General features: G+C 64.5%; 16 protein-coding genes. 3 read left to right on the plus strand and 13 right to left on the minus strand.

The genetic code is table 11. From position 1 onward, the window contains the following. Positions 1-21: 21 nt before the first annotated feature. The 6 genes from lnt to O1Y97_RS00200 form a co-directional block, all read right to left on the minus strand. Positions 22-1614 carry an apolipoprotein N-acyltransferase gene (lnt, locus tag O1Y97_RS00175; RefSeq protein ID WP_318762687.1) on the minus strand — a complete coding sequence of 531 codons (1593 nt, stop codon included), beginning with the start codon at positions 1612-1614 and terminating at the stop codon, positions 22-24. Between the two features lie 88 nt (positions 1615-1702). Further along, entirely contained in the window at positions 1703-2773 is a 1071-nt protein-coding gene (locus O1Y97_RS00180) for a hemolysin family protein (protein ID WP_318762688.1), read from the minus strand. Between the two features lie 27 nt (positions 2774-2800). Further along, on the minus strand, positions 2801-3313 hold the full coding sequence (gene ybeY / locus O1Y97_RS00185) for an rRNA maturation RNase YbeY (protein WP_318762689.1): 513 nt from the start codon (positions 3311-3313) through the stop codon (positions 2801-2803). 18 nt (positions 3314-3331) lie between these two features. Next, positions 3332-4324, minus strand: coding sequence for a PhoH family protein (locus O1Y97_RS00190; RefSeq protein ID WP_404801294.1), 993 nt, complete (start codon positions 4322-4324; stop codon positions 3332-3334). A gap of 74 nt (positions 4325-4398) precedes the next feature. Continuing rightward, positions 4399-5808, minus strand: coding sequence for a tRNA (N6-isopentenyl adenosine(37)-C2)-methylthiotransferase MiaB (miaB, locus tag O1Y97_RS00195; RefSeq protein ID WP_318762690.1), 1410 nt, complete (start codon positions 5806-5808; stop codon positions 4399-4401). A 214-nt stretch (positions 5809-6022) separates the two neighbouring features. Beyond that, positions 6023-6370: a YbhB/YbcL family Raf kinase inhibitor-like protein gene (locus tag O1Y97_RS00200; RefSeq protein ID WP_318762691.1), complete on the minus strand. Its 348-nt coding sequence runs from the start codon at positions 6368-6370 to the stop codon at positions 6023-6025. Positions 6371-6546: 176 nt separating this feature from the next. Between O1Y97_RS00200 and O1Y97_RS00205 the strand changes: the two genes are divergently transcribed. Then, positions 6547-6711 carry a hypothetical protein gene (locus tag O1Y97_RS00205; protein WP_318762692.1) on the plus strand — a complete coding sequence of 55 codons (165 nt, stop codon included), beginning with the start codon at positions 6547-6549 and terminating at the stop codon, positions 6709-6711. A 322-nt stretch (positions 6712-7033) separates the two neighbouring features. Here the strand turns inward: O1Y97_RS00205 and O1Y97_RS00210 are convergent, their stop codons facing one another. From O1Y97_RS00210 to O1Y97_RS00240, 7 genes are all read right to left on the minus strand, one after another. Further along, complete coding sequence (locus O1Y97_RS00210) at positions 7034-7834, minus strand: lysophospholipid acyltransferase family protein (RefSeq protein ID WP_183264180.1); 801 nt, start codon at positions 7832-7834, stop codon at positions 7034-7036. Positions 7835-7866: 32 nt separating this feature from the next. Then, positions 7867-8355: a GNAT family N-acetyltransferase gene (locus O1Y97_RS00215; RefSeq protein ID WP_318762693.1), complete on the minus strand. Its 489-nt coding sequence runs from the start codon at positions 8353-8355 to the stop codon at positions 7867-7869. Then, on the minus strand, positions 8352-9035 hold the full coding sequence (gene tsaB / locus O1Y97_RS00220) for a tRNA (adenosine(37)-N6)-threonylcarbamoyltransferase complex dimerization subunit type 1 TsaB (protein ID WP_318762694.1): 684 nt from the start codon (positions 9033-9035) through the stop codon (positions 8352-8354). Before tsaB ends, O1Y97_RS00215 begins: the two co-directional genes overlap by 4 nt. 261 nt (positions 9036-9296) lie before the next feature. Further along, positions 9297-11468, minus strand: coding sequence for a malate synthase G (locus tag O1Y97_RS00225; RefSeq protein ID WP_318762695.1), 2172 nt, complete (start codon positions 11466-11468; stop codon positions 9297-9299). 148 nt (positions 11469-11616) lie between these two features. Continuing rightward, positions 11617-13641, minus strand: a complete 2025-nt coding sequence (locus O1Y97_RS00230) for a hydantoinase/oxoprolinase family protein (RefSeq protein ID WP_318762696.1) — start codon at positions 13639-13641, stop codon at positions 11617-11619. Between the two features lie 89 nt (positions 13642-13730). Beyond that, complete coding sequence (locus O1Y97_RS00235; RefSeq protein WP_318762697.1) at positions 13731-14114, minus strand: hypothetical protein; 384 nt, start codon at positions 14112-14114, stop codon at positions 13731-13733. Between the two features lie 1014 nt (positions 14115-15128). Beyond that, positions 15129-15308 (minus strand): hypothetical protein, encoded by a 180-nt coding sequence (locus O1Y97_RS00240; protein WP_318762698.1) that lies wholly within the window; start codon positions 15306-15308, stop codon positions 15129-15131. A 147-nt stretch (positions 15309-15455) separates the two neighbouring features. Between O1Y97_RS00240 and O1Y97_RS00245 the strand changes: the two genes are divergently transcribed. Both O1Y97_RS00245 and O1Y97_RS00250 read left to right on the plus strand, forming a co-directional pair. Further along, complete coding sequence (locus tag O1Y97_RS00245) at positions 15456-15920, plus strand: hypothetical protein (protein WP_318762699.1); 465 nt, start codon at positions 15456-15458, stop codon at positions 15918-15920. Between the two features lie 101 nt (positions 15921-16021). Next, a complete protein-coding gene (locus O1Y97_RS00250; protein ID WP_318762700.1) occupies positions 16022-16615 on the plus strand; it encodes a hypothetical protein in 594 nt (197 codons plus the stop codon).

A 16615-nucleotide genomic window follows, 5' to 3' on the forward strand; every position in this document is an offset into this window, starting at 1 on the left:
GAGTTTCTAACAATAGCAGTGTCAATTCGCCCTGAGCCTCTGTCTGAGCTTCAAGCCACTTGCCGCTACGGCAATAAGGAACATGATCAGGAAACCGTTAACGCGCGAAAACGGCGGCGAGGCAGCGCCGGAGGCGGCCACCGGAAGCGAGACATCGATGGTGCCGCGAACATTCATCGCAAGTGCATCCACAACTCGCCCGCTCGGGTCGACAATGCCGGAAATTCCTGTGTTGGCCGCGCGCAGGACCGGCAACCCGTTTTCGACCGCGCGGATCTGCGATTGCCGGAAATGCTGATAGGGACCCGGAGTATCGCCAAACCACGCGTCGTTGGTGACATTCACCATAATCTGAGTTGACGCCGCGTCAACTGCAACGAGAGCGGGAAAGATTATTTCATAGCAGATGAAGGCAGAGGCCTTGATGCCGCCCGGCAGGGCGAACGGCCGCCGGTCCGTACCGGCGACAAAATTCATCGGGCCGGCCACCAGTTGCGTCAGGCCGACACGCTCCATCAGGCCTGCGAAGGGGATGTATTCGCCAAAAGGCACCAGATGGACTTTGTCGATCGAACCGACGATCTCGCCCTTGTCGTTGATGCTGACGACGGAATTGTAATAGCGCGTTTCCGTGCCGGCTACCGATTCGCCCTCGTCGCGGACGATGCCGGCCATCAGCATCTGTCCTGCGGACAGCATCTCCCCGATCGCCACAAGCGCATCCGGCCGCTCGGTGAACAGGAACGGCACCGACGTTTCGGGCCAGATGATGAGGTCCGGCTTCGGGGCGCCAGCCTTCGGCGCCTCGGCCGACTGCTGCAGCATGCCGGCGAAGATGCGGTCGCGGACGCTGCCATCCCATTTTTCGCTGAGGTCGATGTTCGGCTGGACAATGCGGACGTTGATCGTTTGCGCCGGCGCCGCGGCGGGCGCTGCCAGCTTGAAATAGCCGTAGGCTGCGTGAGCGGCGACGAGCAGCACGGCCAGCGCGGCACCGAGCTTGAGATTGCGCCGGTCGGCTAGTAGCGCCGGCACGGCGAAGACGAAGACGGCCAGCACGTTCATGCCGACGACGCCGATTGCAGCCACGCTCTGCATCAGCAGAGGCACCGGCATCGCGGCAAAACCGAGCGGGTTCCAGGGAAATCCGGTGAACAGGAAGGTGCGCAGCCATTCGGCCAGGCCGAATGCAAAGGCCAGCGCGAAAATGCGGCCGATGCCGTCGCTCCACAACAGTCGTGCCAAGGCCGCTGCGAAACCATGGAAGAAGGCCAGGATCAACGGAATGCCGACAACCGCCAGGGGCAGTGCCCAGGCAAAACTGTCGGCCTCGACCAGAAGCGCGCCGCCGACCCACCACAGCCCGGCAAGGAAATAGCCGAAGCCGAACCACCAGCCGACGGCAAAGGCCGGCCTTAGCTGCCGCACGAAGCCTGCCGGCCTGTCGGCGACGGCGCCGTCGATGAGCCAGACCAGGATAGGGAACGAAACAAAGCAGGCGGCGAAGAAATCGTAGGGCGCCTGGCCCAGGACTGCCAGGGCGCCGGCCAGAAAGGCCACCAGTGCCCGCTTCCATCCCCACAGCAGAATTATCCGCCCAGCAAGGCGCGCCATCCTGTCCCCTCGTCCAAGAATCACGGATCGAAGGTGTAGCAGCACCGCGAGGCGGCACCAAATGGCGGACCGCCCCGGCCGGCCAGGCTCACGCCTGTTCAGCCTTGGCGCGGCGGCGGCGCTCGCTCTTGACGGAGTGGACGATGCGGACACGCTTGACCCGGCGCGGGTCGGCGTCGAGCACGTGGAACTCGAAGCCCGGTATCGCCTGCACCACCTCGCCGCGCGCCGGCACGCGGCCGAGCGCGTTGAAGATCATGCCGCCGATGGTATCGACATATTCGCTATGCTCGCCGGCAGAGAATTCCTCGCCGAGAACCTTTGCGACCTCCTCGATCTCAGCCTTGCCGTCGACGACATAGACACCATCGCCGGCCTGGGTGATCATCGGCTCGTCGTCGTCGTGCTCGTCCTCGATGTCGCCGACGACCATCTCGACGATGTCCTCGAGCGAGACCAGCCCGTCGGTGCCGCCATATTCGTCGATGACCAGCGCCATCTGGGTACGCGTCGCCTGCATGCGGGTCATCAGGTCGGATGCGAGCATGGAAGGCGGCACGAACAGCACGGTCCGGACGAGGTTGAGATCGCCGATGCTGCGCTGGAGATCGACCTGCGACAGGTCGAGCTGGGCGTCGGCGGCCTGCGCCTTGCGTGAGCGGCCCTTCTTGACGCGGGCACCACGGGTGATGTGGGCAAGCACGTCGCGGATGTGGACCATGCCGCGCGGATCGTCGAGGGTCTCGACATAGACGGGCATGCGCGAGTGGCCGGACTGCTCGAAAACAGACAACAACTCGCCGAGCGTGGTGGAAAGCTCGATCGCCTCGATGTCGGCGCGGGGCACCATGACGTCCTCGACGCGCACTTCGCGCAGCCGCAGGATGTTGTTGAGCATGGCGCGCTCGCCCGGAGAGAACGAGTCGGCGTCGCTGCCGGTCTCGGCCAGCGCGTCGACGATTTCCTCACGGATATTGGTGCCGTTGCTGCGGTGCCGGAAAAGCCTGGTCAGCCGCTCGATGAAGGATGGCCGCTCGGCCTGCGTGTCGTGCGTCGCGGTTAACGGCGCACTGGTACTAGGTCCGTCCTCGGTCTGGTCGGAGGCCCTTGCCGCGGTTCCCGGTTCGGGCGTGGCGGCAGTCTCTGTTTTGTCGTTCATCTTCTTCCGGTCGATTGCTCGTCCCTGTTACGCGTAGGGATCGGGAATGGCAAGCCTCGCCAGCGCCCGGCGTTCCAGCGCTTCCATCTCCTCGGCCTCCTCGTCGGTCTCGTGATCATACCCCAAAAGATGCAGGAGTCCGTGGATTATGAGGTGGGTGATGTGGTTTTCCAGCGTCTTGCCTTCAAGCTCGGCCTCCCGGGCCACCGTCTCGTAGGCGAGCACGATGTCGCCGAGCATCGGCGGCAGCGGATCGCCGGGCGCCACCGGAAAGGCCGGAAACGACAGCACGTTGGTCGGCTTGTCCTTTTGGCGCCATTCGGCGTTGAGCTTGCGGATCGCCGCGTCGTCGGTGAAGACAAGGCTCAGTTCGACGCCGTAGGCAGCTTCGACCTCGGCTTCCGCGAAAGCCGCAGGCACGGCGCGGTCGACCAGCGCCCTGAGCGCGTCCTCGCCCGGCCAGGCGCCCTCCTCGACCATCAGGTCGATGTCGAGGCCGCCCTCCGCGCCGGAAGACGACTGTAAATCCTTGTCAGGCATTGCCAAATTCGTTCCCGGTCAACCCTCGGTGCCAAGGCCGCGGGCGACCTTGCCGTCGCGGTCATAGGCCCTGACGATCTCGGCGACGAGCGGATGGCGAACCACGTCGGTGTCGTTGAAGCGCACCGTCACCGCGCCCGGCACGCCGTCCAGGATCCGCAATGCCTCGACCAGGCCCGACTTGGTGTTGGGCGGCAGGTCGATCTGGGTCGGATCGCCGGTGATGATCATGCGCGAGTTCTCGCCGAGACGCGTCAGGAACATCTTCATCTGCATCGAGGTGGTATTCTGCGCCTCGTCGAGGATGACGGCCGAGTGCGCCAGCGTGCGGCCGCGCATGAAGGCGAGCGGCGCGATCTCGATGACCTCGGCGGCAATGGCACGCTCGACCTTGTCGGCCGGCATCATGTCGTAGAGCGCGTCATAGAGCGGGCGGAGATACGGATCGACCTTTTCCTTCATGTCGCCGGGCAGGAAGCCGAGGCGCTCGCCCGCCTCGACCGCCGGTCGCGACAGGATGATGCGCTCGACCATGCCGCGTTCGAGCAGCATGGCGGCGTGGGCGACCGCGAGATAGGTCTTGCCGGTACCGGCGGGGCCGATGCCGAACACCAGTTCGGAGCGCTCCAGCGCCCGCATGTAGGCGTCCTGGTTGAGCGAGCGGGCATAGATCGTGCGCTTGCGCGTCGAAATCTGGGCGGCGGCCATCTTGCCCTTGCGCTCGAGCGTCGGCAGCGTCAGCTGATCGTCGGGGGCAACTGCCATGCGGACGGCGCCGTCTACGTCGGACTGGGCCAATTCGCCGCCTTTCTGCAGGATGGCATAGAGATGGTCGAGGGCGCGGCGTGCCTGCTCGGCTGCGGTGGCGCTGCCCTTGATGGTCAGCTGGTTGCCGCGCGAGCGAATGTCGACGCCGAGCTTCTGTTCGAGACGGGCCAGGTTTTCGTCGAACTGGCCGTAAAGCGCACTGGCTAGCTTGTTGTTGTCGAAGGTCAGTACGATGTGCGCCATGTCAGACGCCCCGGAGGGCAGGTTCTTGAGTTCAGCAGCGCTCAACCGTCTCTCCTCATCTGCCGTACGGCCGATCAGACCGCTTCGGCGAACAGGCTGTTGGTACCTGTCTTCGTGATTCGCACATCAACAATGTCACCGATTTCGCCGGCCTTTTCATCAACAATAACCGGTTGTAACCAAGGCGATCGTCCGACGATCTGTCCGGGCTCGCGGCCGGGCTTTTCGATCAGCGTCGAAATCGTCATGCCGACCAGTCCATCGGCGAAGGCGTGCTGCTGCTTGGTGATCAGCTGCTGCAGCCGCTGCAGGCGCTCGTCCTTGACCTTTTCCTCGACATGGCCGTCCATTTCGGCGCCGGGCGTGCCGGGGCGTGGCGAATATTTGAACGTATAGGCCGAGGCGTAGTTGGTGGCGCGCACGATCTCCATCGTAGCCTCGAAATCGGCATCCGTCTCGCCCGGAAAACCGACGATGAAATCGCCCGACATGGCGATGTCGGGGCGTGCCGCGCGGATGCGCTCGATCAGCCGGAGATAGTCCGATGCCGTATGCCGGCGGTTCATCGCCTTGAGAATACGGTCGGAGCCCGACTGCACCGGCAGGTGCAGGTAGGGCATCAGTGCCGCGAGGTCGCGATGGGCCGAGATCAACTCGTCGTCCATGTCGCGCGGATGGCTGGTGGTGTAGCGCAGCCGGGCAATGCCGGGGATTTCGGCGAGACGGTAAAGCAGGCGGCCCAGCCCCCATTCCTTGCCGTCGGCGCCCTCGCCGTGCCAAGCGTTGACGTTCTGGCCCAGCAGGGTCACCTCGCGCACGCCAGCCTCGGCCAGCCTTTCGGCCTCGGTGACGATCTGGGCGACGGAGCGCGAAACTTCCGAACCCCTGGTATAAGGCACGACGCAGAAGGTGCAGAACTTGTCGCAACCCTCCTGCACGGTCAGGAAGGCGGTGACGCCGCGCCTGGCGACTTCGGACTTCCTTGGCTGCGGCAGGTGCTCGAACTTGTCTTCAAGCGAATACTCGGTCTCGACGACCTTCTGGCCACCGCGCGCCTTCTTCACCACTTCCGGCAGGCGATGATAGGTTTGCGGGCCGACGACGAGATCGACCGCCGAAGCGCGGCGCAGGATTTCGCGGCCTTCGGCCTGGGCGACGCAGCCGGTGACGCCAACGATCAGTTCGCGGCCGCTTTCCGCCCGCTCGGCCTTGAGCTTGCCGAGGCGGCCCAACTGTGAATAGACCTTTTCGGCAGCCTTTTCGCGGATATGGCAGGTGTTGAGCAAGATGAGGTCGGCGTCCTCGATGGCCTCGGTCGCCGCATAGCCGTCAGCCGCGAGCGCATCGCTCATGCGCTGCGAGTCGTAGACATTCATCTGGCAGCCATAGGTCTTGATGAAGACCTTCTTGGCAGCGCTGGTGCTTGCCGCGGCGACCTCACCAGAGGCTGCCGGCATGATTTCAAACATATCGTCGAGTTCCATGCCGCGCCTATTACCGCCTTTCGGCGGCAAAAAACAGACGCTTTACGCCTTTGGTGCCGCCAGCCTTGGCTGGAAGACGTGGGAGCCGTTTGGACGGCAGGGCCACCACATCGCATCCTGGCCCCCGGCTCAAGTCGGGGTTTTTGTTTGTGCCTGGAACGCAAAAAGCCCCACCGCCTTTCGGCAGCGGGGCGATCCTTTCAAGGATTAATGCTTACTTCTTTGAGAAGGGCTGGGTAGCCGACCCACTGGCCAAGGCCTTGCCACTCGCGTCAAGCGCCTTCACCGTGATCTTGTAGTGATGCGTGCCTGCAGGCGGGCAAGGCCCTTTGTATTTGAAGGCACCATAGGGGAGCTGGGACTGTCCCTTGAACGCCACCTTGCCGCCCCCGTGGTTGAAGCTTGCATTCTGATCGATCATCTTGATCTCAAGATTTACCGTTCCCTGCGGCACGTTCGACAGTGCAATCGGCGGAGACTTCGGGTCCAGGCACTTTTTCGTCGGACCCCAATCAAATGAAACGCCCATACCGGCAGCAAAGGCATTCGAGCCTGCGAGCATCAACGCTCCGGCAAGCATAAGTCTAACCATCTCTTCCCCATTCGGCATGGCTGAAGGACCCCCCTCCATAAAACCCGGCCACGACAACCTTTAGTATACCTACGATCCCTCGTCATTTGCCAGGTGAACATATTCGTTGGCGGTGTTACACGCAGCCGATCGCTACGGGAGGATCGATGGAAACGCTAAAACTCGTCGCTTGGTATGCATCACTAGCCAGCGTGCCTGTGATCATGGTCATTGCAGGGTCATTCGCCAGAGATAAGAGATGGCAACAGGCAATCACCGCAGCCGCGTCGGCCATTGCCCTAGCCGTGATCTTGATAACCGATCGCATGTGATCTCCCTACTCCGGCATGACCACTTACCCGATCTTCGGCGTTGGCGCCTTGTCGGCGCTGCTCTATCTCGGTGAAAAAACCAAAGTTCGTCAATCGTGAGCACAAAGGACCTCGCCACGAACCTCCAAATTGGAAGCGTACTGAAGATGCTCTGATGACTCAGCGTCGCGTACAGGTTCTAAGACAGTCAGACCTTGGGGATCCCGGCTCTCGCCGGGGTTTTTTGCTCTTTCTAAACTGGTGCTATCCAGGCCCCACAGGCGAAGCTGCGGCGCCGTCGGCCATTCGATGGAACGTTCAGGCGGTTTCCCTCGGCGAATGCTCAGCGCGCCGGATGCGGCTCGGCGAGCGATTGCAGCATCATCGTTCGCACCCGCTCCTCCATCAGCCGCGTCGCCTCCTTGCGGCTCGACTTGGCCGAGAAATCGATCGGCTCGCCGAAGCGTATCTCGACGTCGAGCCCGCCCTCGGCGAGCAGCTGGCCGACATGCGGCACCAGGTCCATGTCGCCGATCCAGCTGGCGATCGGCCGGTGCTGGCGGCCCATCGGCAGGCCGTGGATGCGGGTATAGGCGATCGACACCGGCTGGATGACGACGTGAGCGGCAGCCCCCTCGGCAATCGCCATTGAGGCGGCGCCGAACAGCGTGCTCTTGAACGGCAGAAGCAGGTTGCCGTCGCCGGTGCTGCCTTCGGCGAACAGCACCATGGCGTTTCCGGCGGCAAGGCGCTGGGCGATCTCGCTCGCCTGGTCGCCCGACTTGCGCTTGCGCTCACGCTCGACGAACACGGTGCGCTGCAGCCGCGACAGGAAGCCGAAAACCGGCCAGCCGTTCAGTTCCGACTTGGCGATGAAGGTGACGTCGACCAGCGAGCCGAGCGCCATGATGTCGGTCCACGAGACATGGTTGGCGGCGATCATCAACGGCCGGGTTTCGACCATCTTGCCGACGATGCGGACGCGCATGCCGAGCCCCCAAAGCATGGCGCGATGCCAGATCTTGAGGATGAACGTTTCCGGCCATAGGCCGGTCTTCATCGAGATGACCTGCAGCGGCACCAGCACCAGCGAGGCCGCAACCATCCAGAAGAGCGCGAGCCCCGTGCGGATCTTTCCGATCATGTAGCCCTCAAAGCCCCCGAACGGGCCTCTGGCTAGCGAAGATCGAGCCGCATGACAAGCGCGCCCGTCGCCCCTTGCGCCGACTGGTAGTAATTCGGGCGCTTGCCGACCTCGTGGAAGCCGAACTTGCGGTAGAGGCCGATCGCCGCCACATTGGTCTCGTCGACCTCGAGGAACAGTGCTTCGGCGCGCTGGGCGTGCAGTTCGCGCAGCACCGCATCCATCAGCCGCCAGCCGAGGCCATGGCGGCGATGCGACCGCGACACCGCGATGGTCAGGATTTCGGCTTCGCCCGCCGCCAGCCGTGCCAGCACGAAACCTGCCGGCGCTTCCGCGCCGTGGCCGACCTCACGTACGGCAAAACCGAAAACCGTGTCTTGTGCGAGCAGCGACGAAAACTCCTCGCCTGACCATGGGCGCACGAAATCTTCGCGGTGCAGGGGTGCGATGGCCGCGCTGTCGTCGACCGAGAGCGGCAGGAGCGCAAAGTCGCGGCGCAGCGGCCAGAACGGCAATTTCATTTCTGCTCCCTCGCCAGCACGAAGCCGGCTTGCGGCTTGGCGTCCGGTGCTCTCAGGTAAAGGGGCTTGGGCCGGTCACCGGGCTGCTTGGCGGCGGCCAACCGGGCATAGGTGCCGATATCTGCAGTCGCCGCGAGCGGGCCGATTTGCAATGCCTTGTCCACTCCGACCGCATTGGCGATAGACTGGGCTGCGGTTCCTGCTAGCGCCATCGGCGCGGAAGAGGCGATCTCGACAGCCTCGGCCAGCGACAAGACGGCAGGTTCGCGAAGAGCCTTTCCGTTCGCATCATACAATGCCGCATGAAGCTCCTCGCGCCCCGCATCGAGGGCTGCCTGCACCTTCATCGGTCCGAGCGCCTGGCGTGTTTCATAAGCAAGCGCTTCAAGCGTGGTGACCCCAACTGCCGGGATCTTCAGCGCCAGCGAAAAGCCGCGCGCGGCTGAGACGCCGACACGCACGCCGGTGAAGGAGCCGGGACCGGTGGACACGGCAATCCGTCCGAGATCGGCATAGGCCTTGCCGGCCTGCGCCAGCGCCTCTTCAATGACGGCCATCAGGTGCTCAGCATGGCCCTTGCCGAGATCGCGTACGCAGCGGCCGAGTTCGCGACCAGCGTCGGCATCGTGGATACTGGCGGCACAGAGGCTTGCGGCACAGTCTATGGCGAGCAGGATCATGCTGCGCTCCAGGCAGAATGGCGCAAGGCAGGGCGTTGCACGCCCACCTCTGGCCTGCCGGCCATCTCCCCCACAAGGGGGGAGATCAGCCGCGTTGAACGCGCCGCCCGCTGGACAGCATGGGCAAGGGGTTGCGCCGTCGCGATTGGTCGATCTCCCCCCTTGTGGGGGAGATGGCCGGCAGGCCAGAGGGGGGCAACGTAGAGCGCTGTCATAACTATCAGGCTGTCAAAATCACATCGGGCATCATACCCGAGAATTCTAAACTCTTTCCCTGGCCTTGAGCTCCAACCTGCGCTTGTGGAGGACCGGCTCGGTGTAGCCGTTGGGCTGGGCGCGGCCTTCGAAGACGAGGTCGCAGGCGGCGCGGAAGGCGGTCGACTGGTCGAACTCGGGCGCCATCGGCTTGTAGAGCGGATCGCCGACATTCTGCCGGTCGACGATCGCCGCCATGCGCTGGAGAGAGTCCATCACCTGGATATGCGAGCAGACGTCGTGGCGCAGCCAGTTGGCGATGTGCTGGGAGGAGATGCGCAGCGTCGCGCGGTCCTCCATCAGGCCGACATCGTTGATGTCGGGCACCTTCGAGCAGCCGACGCCCTGGTCGATCCAGCGCACGACGTAGCCCAGGATGCCCTGGGCGTTGTTGTCGAGCTCGCGCTGGATCTCGTCGGGCGTCCAGTTGGGACGGACCACCACCGGCACCGACAGGATGTCGTCGAGCCGCGCCTTGGGGCGGCTCTTCAGCTGGTCCTGAACCTGGTGCACGTCGACCTTGTGGTAGTGGGTGGCATGGAGGGTGGCTGCCGTCGGCGACGGCACCCAGGCGGTGTTGGCGCCGGCTTTCGGATGCGCGATCTTCTGCTCCAGCATCGCCGCCATCAGATCGGGCATCGCCCACATGCCCTTGCCGATCTGGGCATGGCCGGACAGGCCGCATTCCAACCCGGTGTCGACGTTCCAGGCCTCGTAGGCATTGATCCACGGCGCCTGCTTCATGTCGCCCTTGCGCACCATGGGGCCGGCTTCCATCGACGAGTGGATCTCGTCGCCGGTGCGGTCGAGGAAGCCGGTGTTGATGAACACCACGCGTTCCTTGGCGGCGCGGATGCACTCCTTGAGGTTGATGGTGGTGCGCCGCTCCTCGTCCATGATGCCCATCTTGATGGTCTTGCGGGGCATGCCGACGAGGCGCTCGACGCGGTCGAAGATCTCGACGGCAAAGGCGACTTCGTCGGGGCCGTGCATCTTCGGCTTGACGACATACATCGAACCGGCGCGGCTGTTCATGCGGCGGCCATTGGCGCCGACGTCGTGCAGGGCGATCAAGGCCGTGATCGCCGCATCCATGATGCCTTCGGGCACCTCGTGGCCGTCGCGGTCGCGGATTGCGGGGTTGGTCATCAGGTGCCCGACATTGCGCACCAGCATCAGCGAGCGGCCGGGCAGCGAGACCGAAGCGCCGTCCGGGCCGTTATACTCACGGTCGCCATTGAGCTTGCGGGTGACAGGCTTGCCGCCCTTGTCGAAGGTCTCCGACAGGTCGCCCCGCATCAGGCCGAGCCAGTTGCGGTAGACGACAACCTTGTCTTCGGCGTCGACGGCTGCGACCGAATCCTCGCAGTCCTGGATGGTGGTCAAAGCCGATTCCAGCACCATGTCCGAAATACCAGCCGGATCGGTCTTGCCGATCGCACTCTCCCGATTGACCACGACCTCGACATGCAGGCCGTTCTTCACAAGAACCACCGCGTCTGGATTGGTCGCAGCGCCACGATAGCCAGCGAACTGCTTTGGCTCGCGAAGCGAAACCGAGCCATCAGCTGTCGCCAGCTTCAACGCTTCGCCTTCGACCGAGAGCCCCGTCACGTCGCTCCAGCTGCCCGTCGCCAGCGGCGCCGACTGATCCAAAAACGCCTTGGCCCAGGCGATGACCTTTTGGCCGCGCTTCGGATTGTAGCCCTTGGTCTTCTCGGCGCCGTCGGCATCGGAAATCGCATCGGTGCCGTAGAGCGAATCGTAGAGCGAGCCCCAGCGCGCGTTCGCCGCGTTCAGCGCATAACGCGCGTTCATCACCGGCACCACCAGCTGCGGGCCGGCGACGGTGGCGATCTCGGGGTCGACATTTTCCGTCGTCACCGCAAAGGCCGGGCCCTCCGGCACGAGATAGCCGATCTCGGACAAGAACGCCTTGTAGGCCGCCATGTCGTGCGGCGCACCATGCTTGCGGTACCAGGCGTCCAACTTGAGCTGGAAGTCGTCGCGCTTTTCCAAAAGCGCCCGGTTCTTCGGCCCGAGATCGTGCACGATCGCGGCAAACCCCTCCCAGAACGCATCCGCCTCGACACCCGTCCCGACCATCGCTTCCGACACCACGAAGTCGTGCAACTCACGCGATATCGAAAGGCCAAAGAGTTCGACGGTGTCGGTCATATCATGCGCTCCAAAATTCCGGCGCCGCAGGGGCGTTCAAAACAAGGTTTTCGGGCGTTTGGCACGCAAAGCCCGCAGGGTCAATTCGTCCAATGTTGCAAAGCAGCATTGATTTGCCGCCCGGCGCCGCCGCAAATCGATTTAGCCGTCAAACCGCTATCCGGGGCCTGCCCGCGGCAATCGCCAGGACATGCGCTTCGATGAACATGCGCTGGCCCTCGACCGTCGAGACCTTGAAATCGACCGTCACATCGATCTCGGCCGCGTCGGTCCCGGCATCGCGCGCCTTGGCGGCGACGATGGCGCGCGCTTCCACCTCGGCCAGCGCCATCGCCGAGTCCTCGTCGATGAAGTCGCGCACAAGCTCGCCGACCGCCACCCGGAACAGCCCCTCCTTGGGCTGGCTGACGCGCGCCTCGGCCGTGACCCTGACCTGGCCGACCACGGCGCCCAGCGCGTTGGCGACGTCGGTGTCCTCCGGCACCACGCATTCGTTGCCGACAAGCTGTGGCAGGCCGGCATAATGCAGCGGGGCCGAGGCGCCGAGGCCGATGACCGGCCGGTCGAGCGCCACCGTGAAACGGGCGATGCCGGGATGGGAGTCGACCGCGCGCTGCACCAGCGCATGCGCGACGGTGGCGGCACCGTCGAGCCCGTCTTCGGCGAAGGCCGTTTCGAGGATCACTTCGGCCGACAGACGGGTCAGCGTCGCCAGCACGCGCTCGGACAACACCTCCGGGCTCGCCGCGATCGGCTGGCCGCGGCCGTCGCGCTTGCGGGCGAACAGCTCGGCGCCAAGACGTGCGGCCGCCTCATCCCAGTTGGCCTGGCGGCCGAGCACATGGGCGGCATCCGAGGGGGTGAAGCCGCAGACATGGACCAGCCCGCGCGACACCAGCCGATTGAGCGTGGCGTTCTGGGCGTTGGAGGTGAGCAGGCGGTCGATGGGTTGCGGCACGGCCGTGATCTGGTCGTAGAGCTTGGCTTCCGGTGCCGTCAGGCCGGCGGCGAGATGTTCCGGCACGCCGGTACGGACGGCAAAGCGGCCGTCCATGCGGCCGGGATTGGGCGCACGCAGCTGGCGCTCCAGCTCGCTCGTCACCGCTTCGCCATGCATCATGCCGGCGAGCGCCAGCGGCACGACGCGCCGCGGCCCGAGCGACATTTTGGGCTGCAGCCCGCCCTCTTGCAGCAAAACTTCCGAATCCCCGCCGAGGCCGAAGGTGCGCATGGCGACCGCCTCGACCATGGTGCGGAAACCGCCGACCGTGGCGCCCTCCGGGTCGAGCCGCGGGCGGCCATGGTCGAGCACGGCGACGTCGGTGGTGGTGCCGCCGATGTCGGAGACCACGGCGTTGTCAAGGCCGGTCATGTGGCGGGCGCCGACGAGGCTGGCGGCGGGGCCGGACAGGATGGTCTCGATCGGCCGCTGGCGGGCGAATTCGGCCGATACCAGCGCGCCATCGCCGCGCACCACCATCAAGGGCGCCTTGATGCTGCGCTTTTCGAGGAAACCTTCGGTGGCAGCGACCAGACGATCGATCATCGAGATCAGGCGGGCGTTGAGCAGCGTGGTCAGCGCCCGGCGCGGGCCGCCGAGCTTTGCCGACAGCTCGTGGCTGGCCGTGACCGGCAGGCCCGTCTTCTGCCGGATCAAATCCCGCGCGGCGATCTCGTGGGCCGGGTTGCGGGTGGCGAAATAGGCGCAGACGGCAAAGCCCGAGACGGATTTCGCCAGTTCGGGCAAGGCCGCTTCGAGCGCCGCAAGATCGAGGGTCCGGGCGTTGCCGTGGACGTCGTGGCCGCCTTCGCACAACACCAGCGGGTCGGTGCCGAGCGCGGTCTTCAGCCCGTCGCGGGCGAGGTCGGCCTCGGAGAAGCCGATCATCACCAGTGCGACGCGCCCGCCCTGGCCCTCGACCAGCGCGTTGGTGGCGAGCGTGGTCGACATCGACACCAGCTTGATGGCGGCGGGGTTGACGCCCGTCCTGTCCAGCACCGCGCCGACCGCACCCGAAATGCCCTCAGCCAGGTCGTGGCGGGTGGTCAGCGACTTGGCCTTGGCCAGCACCCTGCCCTGCGTGCCGTGCGCCTCGGACCACAGCACCGCGTCGGTGTAGGTGCCGCCGGTGTCGATGCCGAGGAAAAGCGGGGCGTTGTGGCTGGGGTTCATGCGCTGGTGTTCCGGAGTTCTTGATCTCCGTCCCGCTTAGCCGATATGCCGGCCAAAGGAAAATTGGCCAGCCGCCTGAAACAAGGGGGTCAGCCATCGCCGCGCGCCTCGTGGAGGGCGAGGATGCGGTCGGTCTCGGCGCGGATCCCGGCCCGCATCTTCTCGACGATCTCGACATCGAGCGGCACGCAGGGCGGGATGAACGGCTTGAACGGAAACGACCAGTCGTCCTCGGCGCGGCGGCCGGTGCATTTCCTGAGGCGCCGGCAGGCACGCAGCGGGCATTTGCACACGAAACCAAGATGGGCGGCGAGCAGCTGGAACAGGCCGAGATAGATGCCCTTGGCCTCGGCGTGCTCCTGCTGGTCGCGCAGCACGCAGGCCCATTGCGCGTCGGTGCACCAGGGTTCGCGCGGGAAACTGTTGATCCTGAAGCTGGGATACCAGCGCTCTTCGGCAGATTCTTCGCTCATGTCGGGCTCCTTGGGGTTGGCGGGCTTACCTTCTCCCCTTGTGGGAGAAGGTGGATTGGCGCGCAGCGCCAAGTCGGATGAGGGGTGGTTGACGGAGTGCGGGGGTGTTGCGTTGACGCCATCGGCAGTGCCCTTTGCAGCGTCCCGTTTCTTCCAACACCCCTCATCCGCCCCTTCGGGGCACCTTCTGCCGCATGGGGAGAAGGCAAAGACGCGCTTCCCCGCTGCCACGCCCCGTTGCCGGTCTGGCCATTGAATGGGTTGGGAAGACGGGCGGTCGCGAGATCGCTCGGCTATGTGTAAGTGCGATCTCGCGACCGCCCGTCCGGCGATTTATGTTCCCGTCCGTTCCGCTTCCGGGCCCGGGCATTAACGCCCCGGCCCCACTAGCGCATCGACCAGCGCACCCGGGCCGTAGTGCCCGAGGGGGAACCCTTGGACGGAACCTCCCCGGGCGGCGGGCTACGCTGGCCCGTCGCCGGAGGCGCCGGCCCCTGCCCACGCAATCACCGTCATGACCGGTGTTCCCGCGGCAGGGACGGGATGGATTGTACGGGAGGTCTTTGGGGGGTGGAGAAAGGGCGGCAGGTATCAACGGGGTTTGGTGACATGGGGTGACGTCGTGCACCGCTGGAGTGTCCTGCACGGCTGCGGCAGTTTCGATGTCACGGCATGGATCCCCGGGTCTCCGCGCGTCGCTTCGCTCCTGCTCCGCCCGAGGATGACGAAGGCATGTTGCTCGCGGCTAATCGCCAACGCCGGAGTTGGCAGATTGCCCGGAACCAGCGGGCCGGAACCGGTAAAACTGCTCATTTTCACGAGCGCGAATGCCTGGATTTTGCGCCGGCGTTGGCGATTGGCGAGAGCAGCCAAACGCGCTCGTCATCCTCGGGCGGAGCAGGAGCGAAGCGACGTGCGGAGACCCGGGGATCCATGCCGTGACGCTGGAAAGCCGCAGCGGTGCAGAACTCAAATCGAAAAAAAGATTCAAAACCGTGGAGAAGTTTTCCCCGCTCAGCCCTGCGAAATCTGCTCGTCCTGCTCGACCGTGAGCGGCTTGACGCCATCCGGCAGCGGGTCGATGGCCGGCTGCACGGCGGCGGGCGGTGCGGTCACGGGCGCCGGCGGCACCGGCGCGCGGGCAGCGCAGGCGGAGAGGGTTGCCAGGGCAAGGAGGGCGGCGAGCAATTTCATGGTGCGGGCGTTAGGCGGTAGGTGTGGCGGGATCGCGGCGGCAGATGAGCCCGGGGTGCCGCCTAGGTCAAGCCACCCCTGACATCTCCTGACAGCAGCCTGTCAGGAGGCATCGGCTACTCTCCTGCAAACCCTGAGGAGGATGGCATGAGCGGCTTTGGCGATTTCGATTTCCTGATCGGCGACTGGACGGTGACCAACGAACGCCTGCGCGAGCGGCTGGTGGGCTCGGACGCGTGGGAAACGTTTACGGCGTTCTCGCACATCGAAAAGGTGATGCAGGCGCCCGACGGAACCTTTGGCGGCAATCTCGACCAGATGGCGGTGCCCGAGCGCGGTTTCACCGGCATGACGCTCAGGCTCTACAACCCCGAGACCGGACTGTGGTCGATCTACTGGAACGACACCAGGAGTTTTCGGCTGTTTCCGCCGATGGTGGGGCGGTTCGCGGACGGGCGTGGCGCGTTCTTTGGCGACGATGTCGAGGGCGGCGTGCCGGTGCGCGTGCGGTTTCTCTGGACGCCGGGGGAGAGCCCGCACTGGGAACAGGCGATGTCGGTCGATGGCGGCGAAACGTGGGAGGTGAACTGGGTGATGCGGTTTGGGAGGTGAGTATTTCATACCGCTTTGAGTAAATAGCCAATGGCTACCCGCAGTCATCGGTTATTAACCCTTTTATTCTTTTAATACTCCTCAAGATCGGGGACCGGTTCATGGACGCTACGTATCACCTAAACGGCGGCTTCAAGCCAACGATGAAACGGTTTGCCGATTTAGCTGGCCCCGATTACTTTCCGACACCCGCATGGGCGACACATGCGTTGATGGATAATGAGACTTTTAAGGGCGATATATGGGAGTGCGCGTGCGGCGACGGTGCCATGTCCCGCATTCTCGAAAGCCGCGGCAACTCTGTGCGAAGTTCAGACCTATATGATCGCGGGTATGGGCAGTCTGGCGTAGACTTCACGCGAGCCACCGATCCGGTAGACAATATCGTGACAAACCCGCCTTACAACAGTGCGGAAGAATTCGTCCGCACTGGCGTTACTATTGCGCGCAACAAGTTTGCATTGCTTTTGCGACTGGCCTTCTTGGAAGGCGCAAACCGCGCTCGTACAATTTTCAGCGACTGCCCACCGGCACGGGTTTGGGTTTTCAGCGAAAGAATAACGTTCTACCCAGCAGGAGCAGTTCAGTCCGGCTCGGGCACAACAGCATATGCTTGGTTCGTTTGGGACAAGTCCGTTTCCGATGGTACCGAGCTAAGATGGCTGCAACCCGGCTACAAAGCGCGTTTCGCCTAA

Source organism: Aminobacter niigataensis (genome assembly GCF_946995915.1).
GTDB lineage: Bacteria > Pseudomonadota > Alphaproteobacteria > Rhizobiales > Rhizobiaceae > Aminobacter > Aminobacter niigataensis.

What these genes read in the sequence shown, in the direction of transcription:
- lnt (WP_318762687.1), bottom strand. Translation starts at nt 1,614, where the DNA reads ATGGCGCGCCTTGCTGGGCGGATAATTCTGCTGTGGGGATGGAAGCGG.
- O1Y97_RS00180 (WP_318762688.1), bottom strand. Translation starts at nt 2,773, where the DNA reads ATGAACGACAAAACAGAGACTGCCGCCACGCCCGAACCGGGAACCGCG.
- ybeY (WP_318762689.1), bottom strand. Translation starts at nt 3,313, where the DNA reads ATGCCTGACAAGGATTTACAGTCGTCTTCCGGCGCGGAGGGCGGCCTC.
- O1Y97_RS00190 (WP_404801294.1), bottom strand. Translation starts at nt 4,324, where the DNA reads ATGGCGCACATCGTACTGACCTTCGACAACAACAAGCTAGCCAGTGCG.
- miaB (WP_318762690.1), bottom strand. Translation starts at nt 5,808, where the DNA reads ATGGAACTCGACGATATGTTTGAAATCATGCCGGCAGCCTCTGGTGAG.
- O1Y97_RS00200 (WP_318762691.1), bottom strand. Translation starts at nt 6,370, where the DNA reads ATGCTCGCAGGCTCGAATGCCTTTGCTGCCGGTATGGGCGTTTCATTT.
- O1Y97_RS00205 (WP_318762692.1), top strand. Translation starts at nt 6,547, where the DNA reads ATGGAAACGCTAAAACTCGTCGCTTGGTATGCATCACTAGCCAGCGTG.
- O1Y97_RS00210 (WP_183264180.1), bottom strand. Translation starts at nt 7,834, where the DNA reads ATGATCGGAAAGATCCGCACGGGGCTCGCGCTCTTCTGGATGGTTGCG.
- O1Y97_RS00215 (WP_318762693.1), bottom strand. Translation starts at nt 8,355, where the DNA reads ATGAAATTGCCGTTCTGGCCGCTGCGCCGCGACTTTGCGCTCCTGCCG.
- tsaB (WP_318762694.1), bottom strand. Translation starts at nt 9,035, where the DNA reads ATGATCCTGCTCGCCATAGACTGTGCCGCAAGCCTCTGTGCCGCCAGT.
- O1Y97_RS00225 (WP_318762695.1), bottom strand. Translation starts at nt 11,468, where the DNA reads ATGACCGACACCGTCGAACTCTTTGGCCTTTCGATATCGCGTGAGTTG.
- O1Y97_RS00230 (WP_318762696.1), bottom strand. Translation starts at nt 13,641, where the DNA reads ATGAACCCCAGCCACAACGCCCCGCTTTTCCTCGGCATCGACACCGGC.
- O1Y97_RS00235 (WP_318762697.1), bottom strand. Translation starts at nt 14,114, where the DNA reads ATGAGCGAAGAATCTGCCGAAGAGCGCTGGTATCCCAGCTTCAGGATC.
- O1Y97_RS00240 (WP_318762698.1), bottom strand. Translation starts at nt 15,308, where the DNA reads ATGAAATTGCTCGCCGCCCTCCTTGCCCTGGCAACCCTCTCCGCCTGC.
- O1Y97_RS00245 (WP_318762699.1), top strand. Translation starts at nt 15,456, where the DNA reads ATGAGCGGCTTTGGCGATTTCGATTTCCTGATCGGCGACTGGACGGTG.
- O1Y97_RS00250 (WP_318762700.1), top strand. Translation starts at nt 16,022, where the DNA reads ATGGACGCTACGTATCACCTAAACGGCGGCTTCAAGCCAACGATGAAA.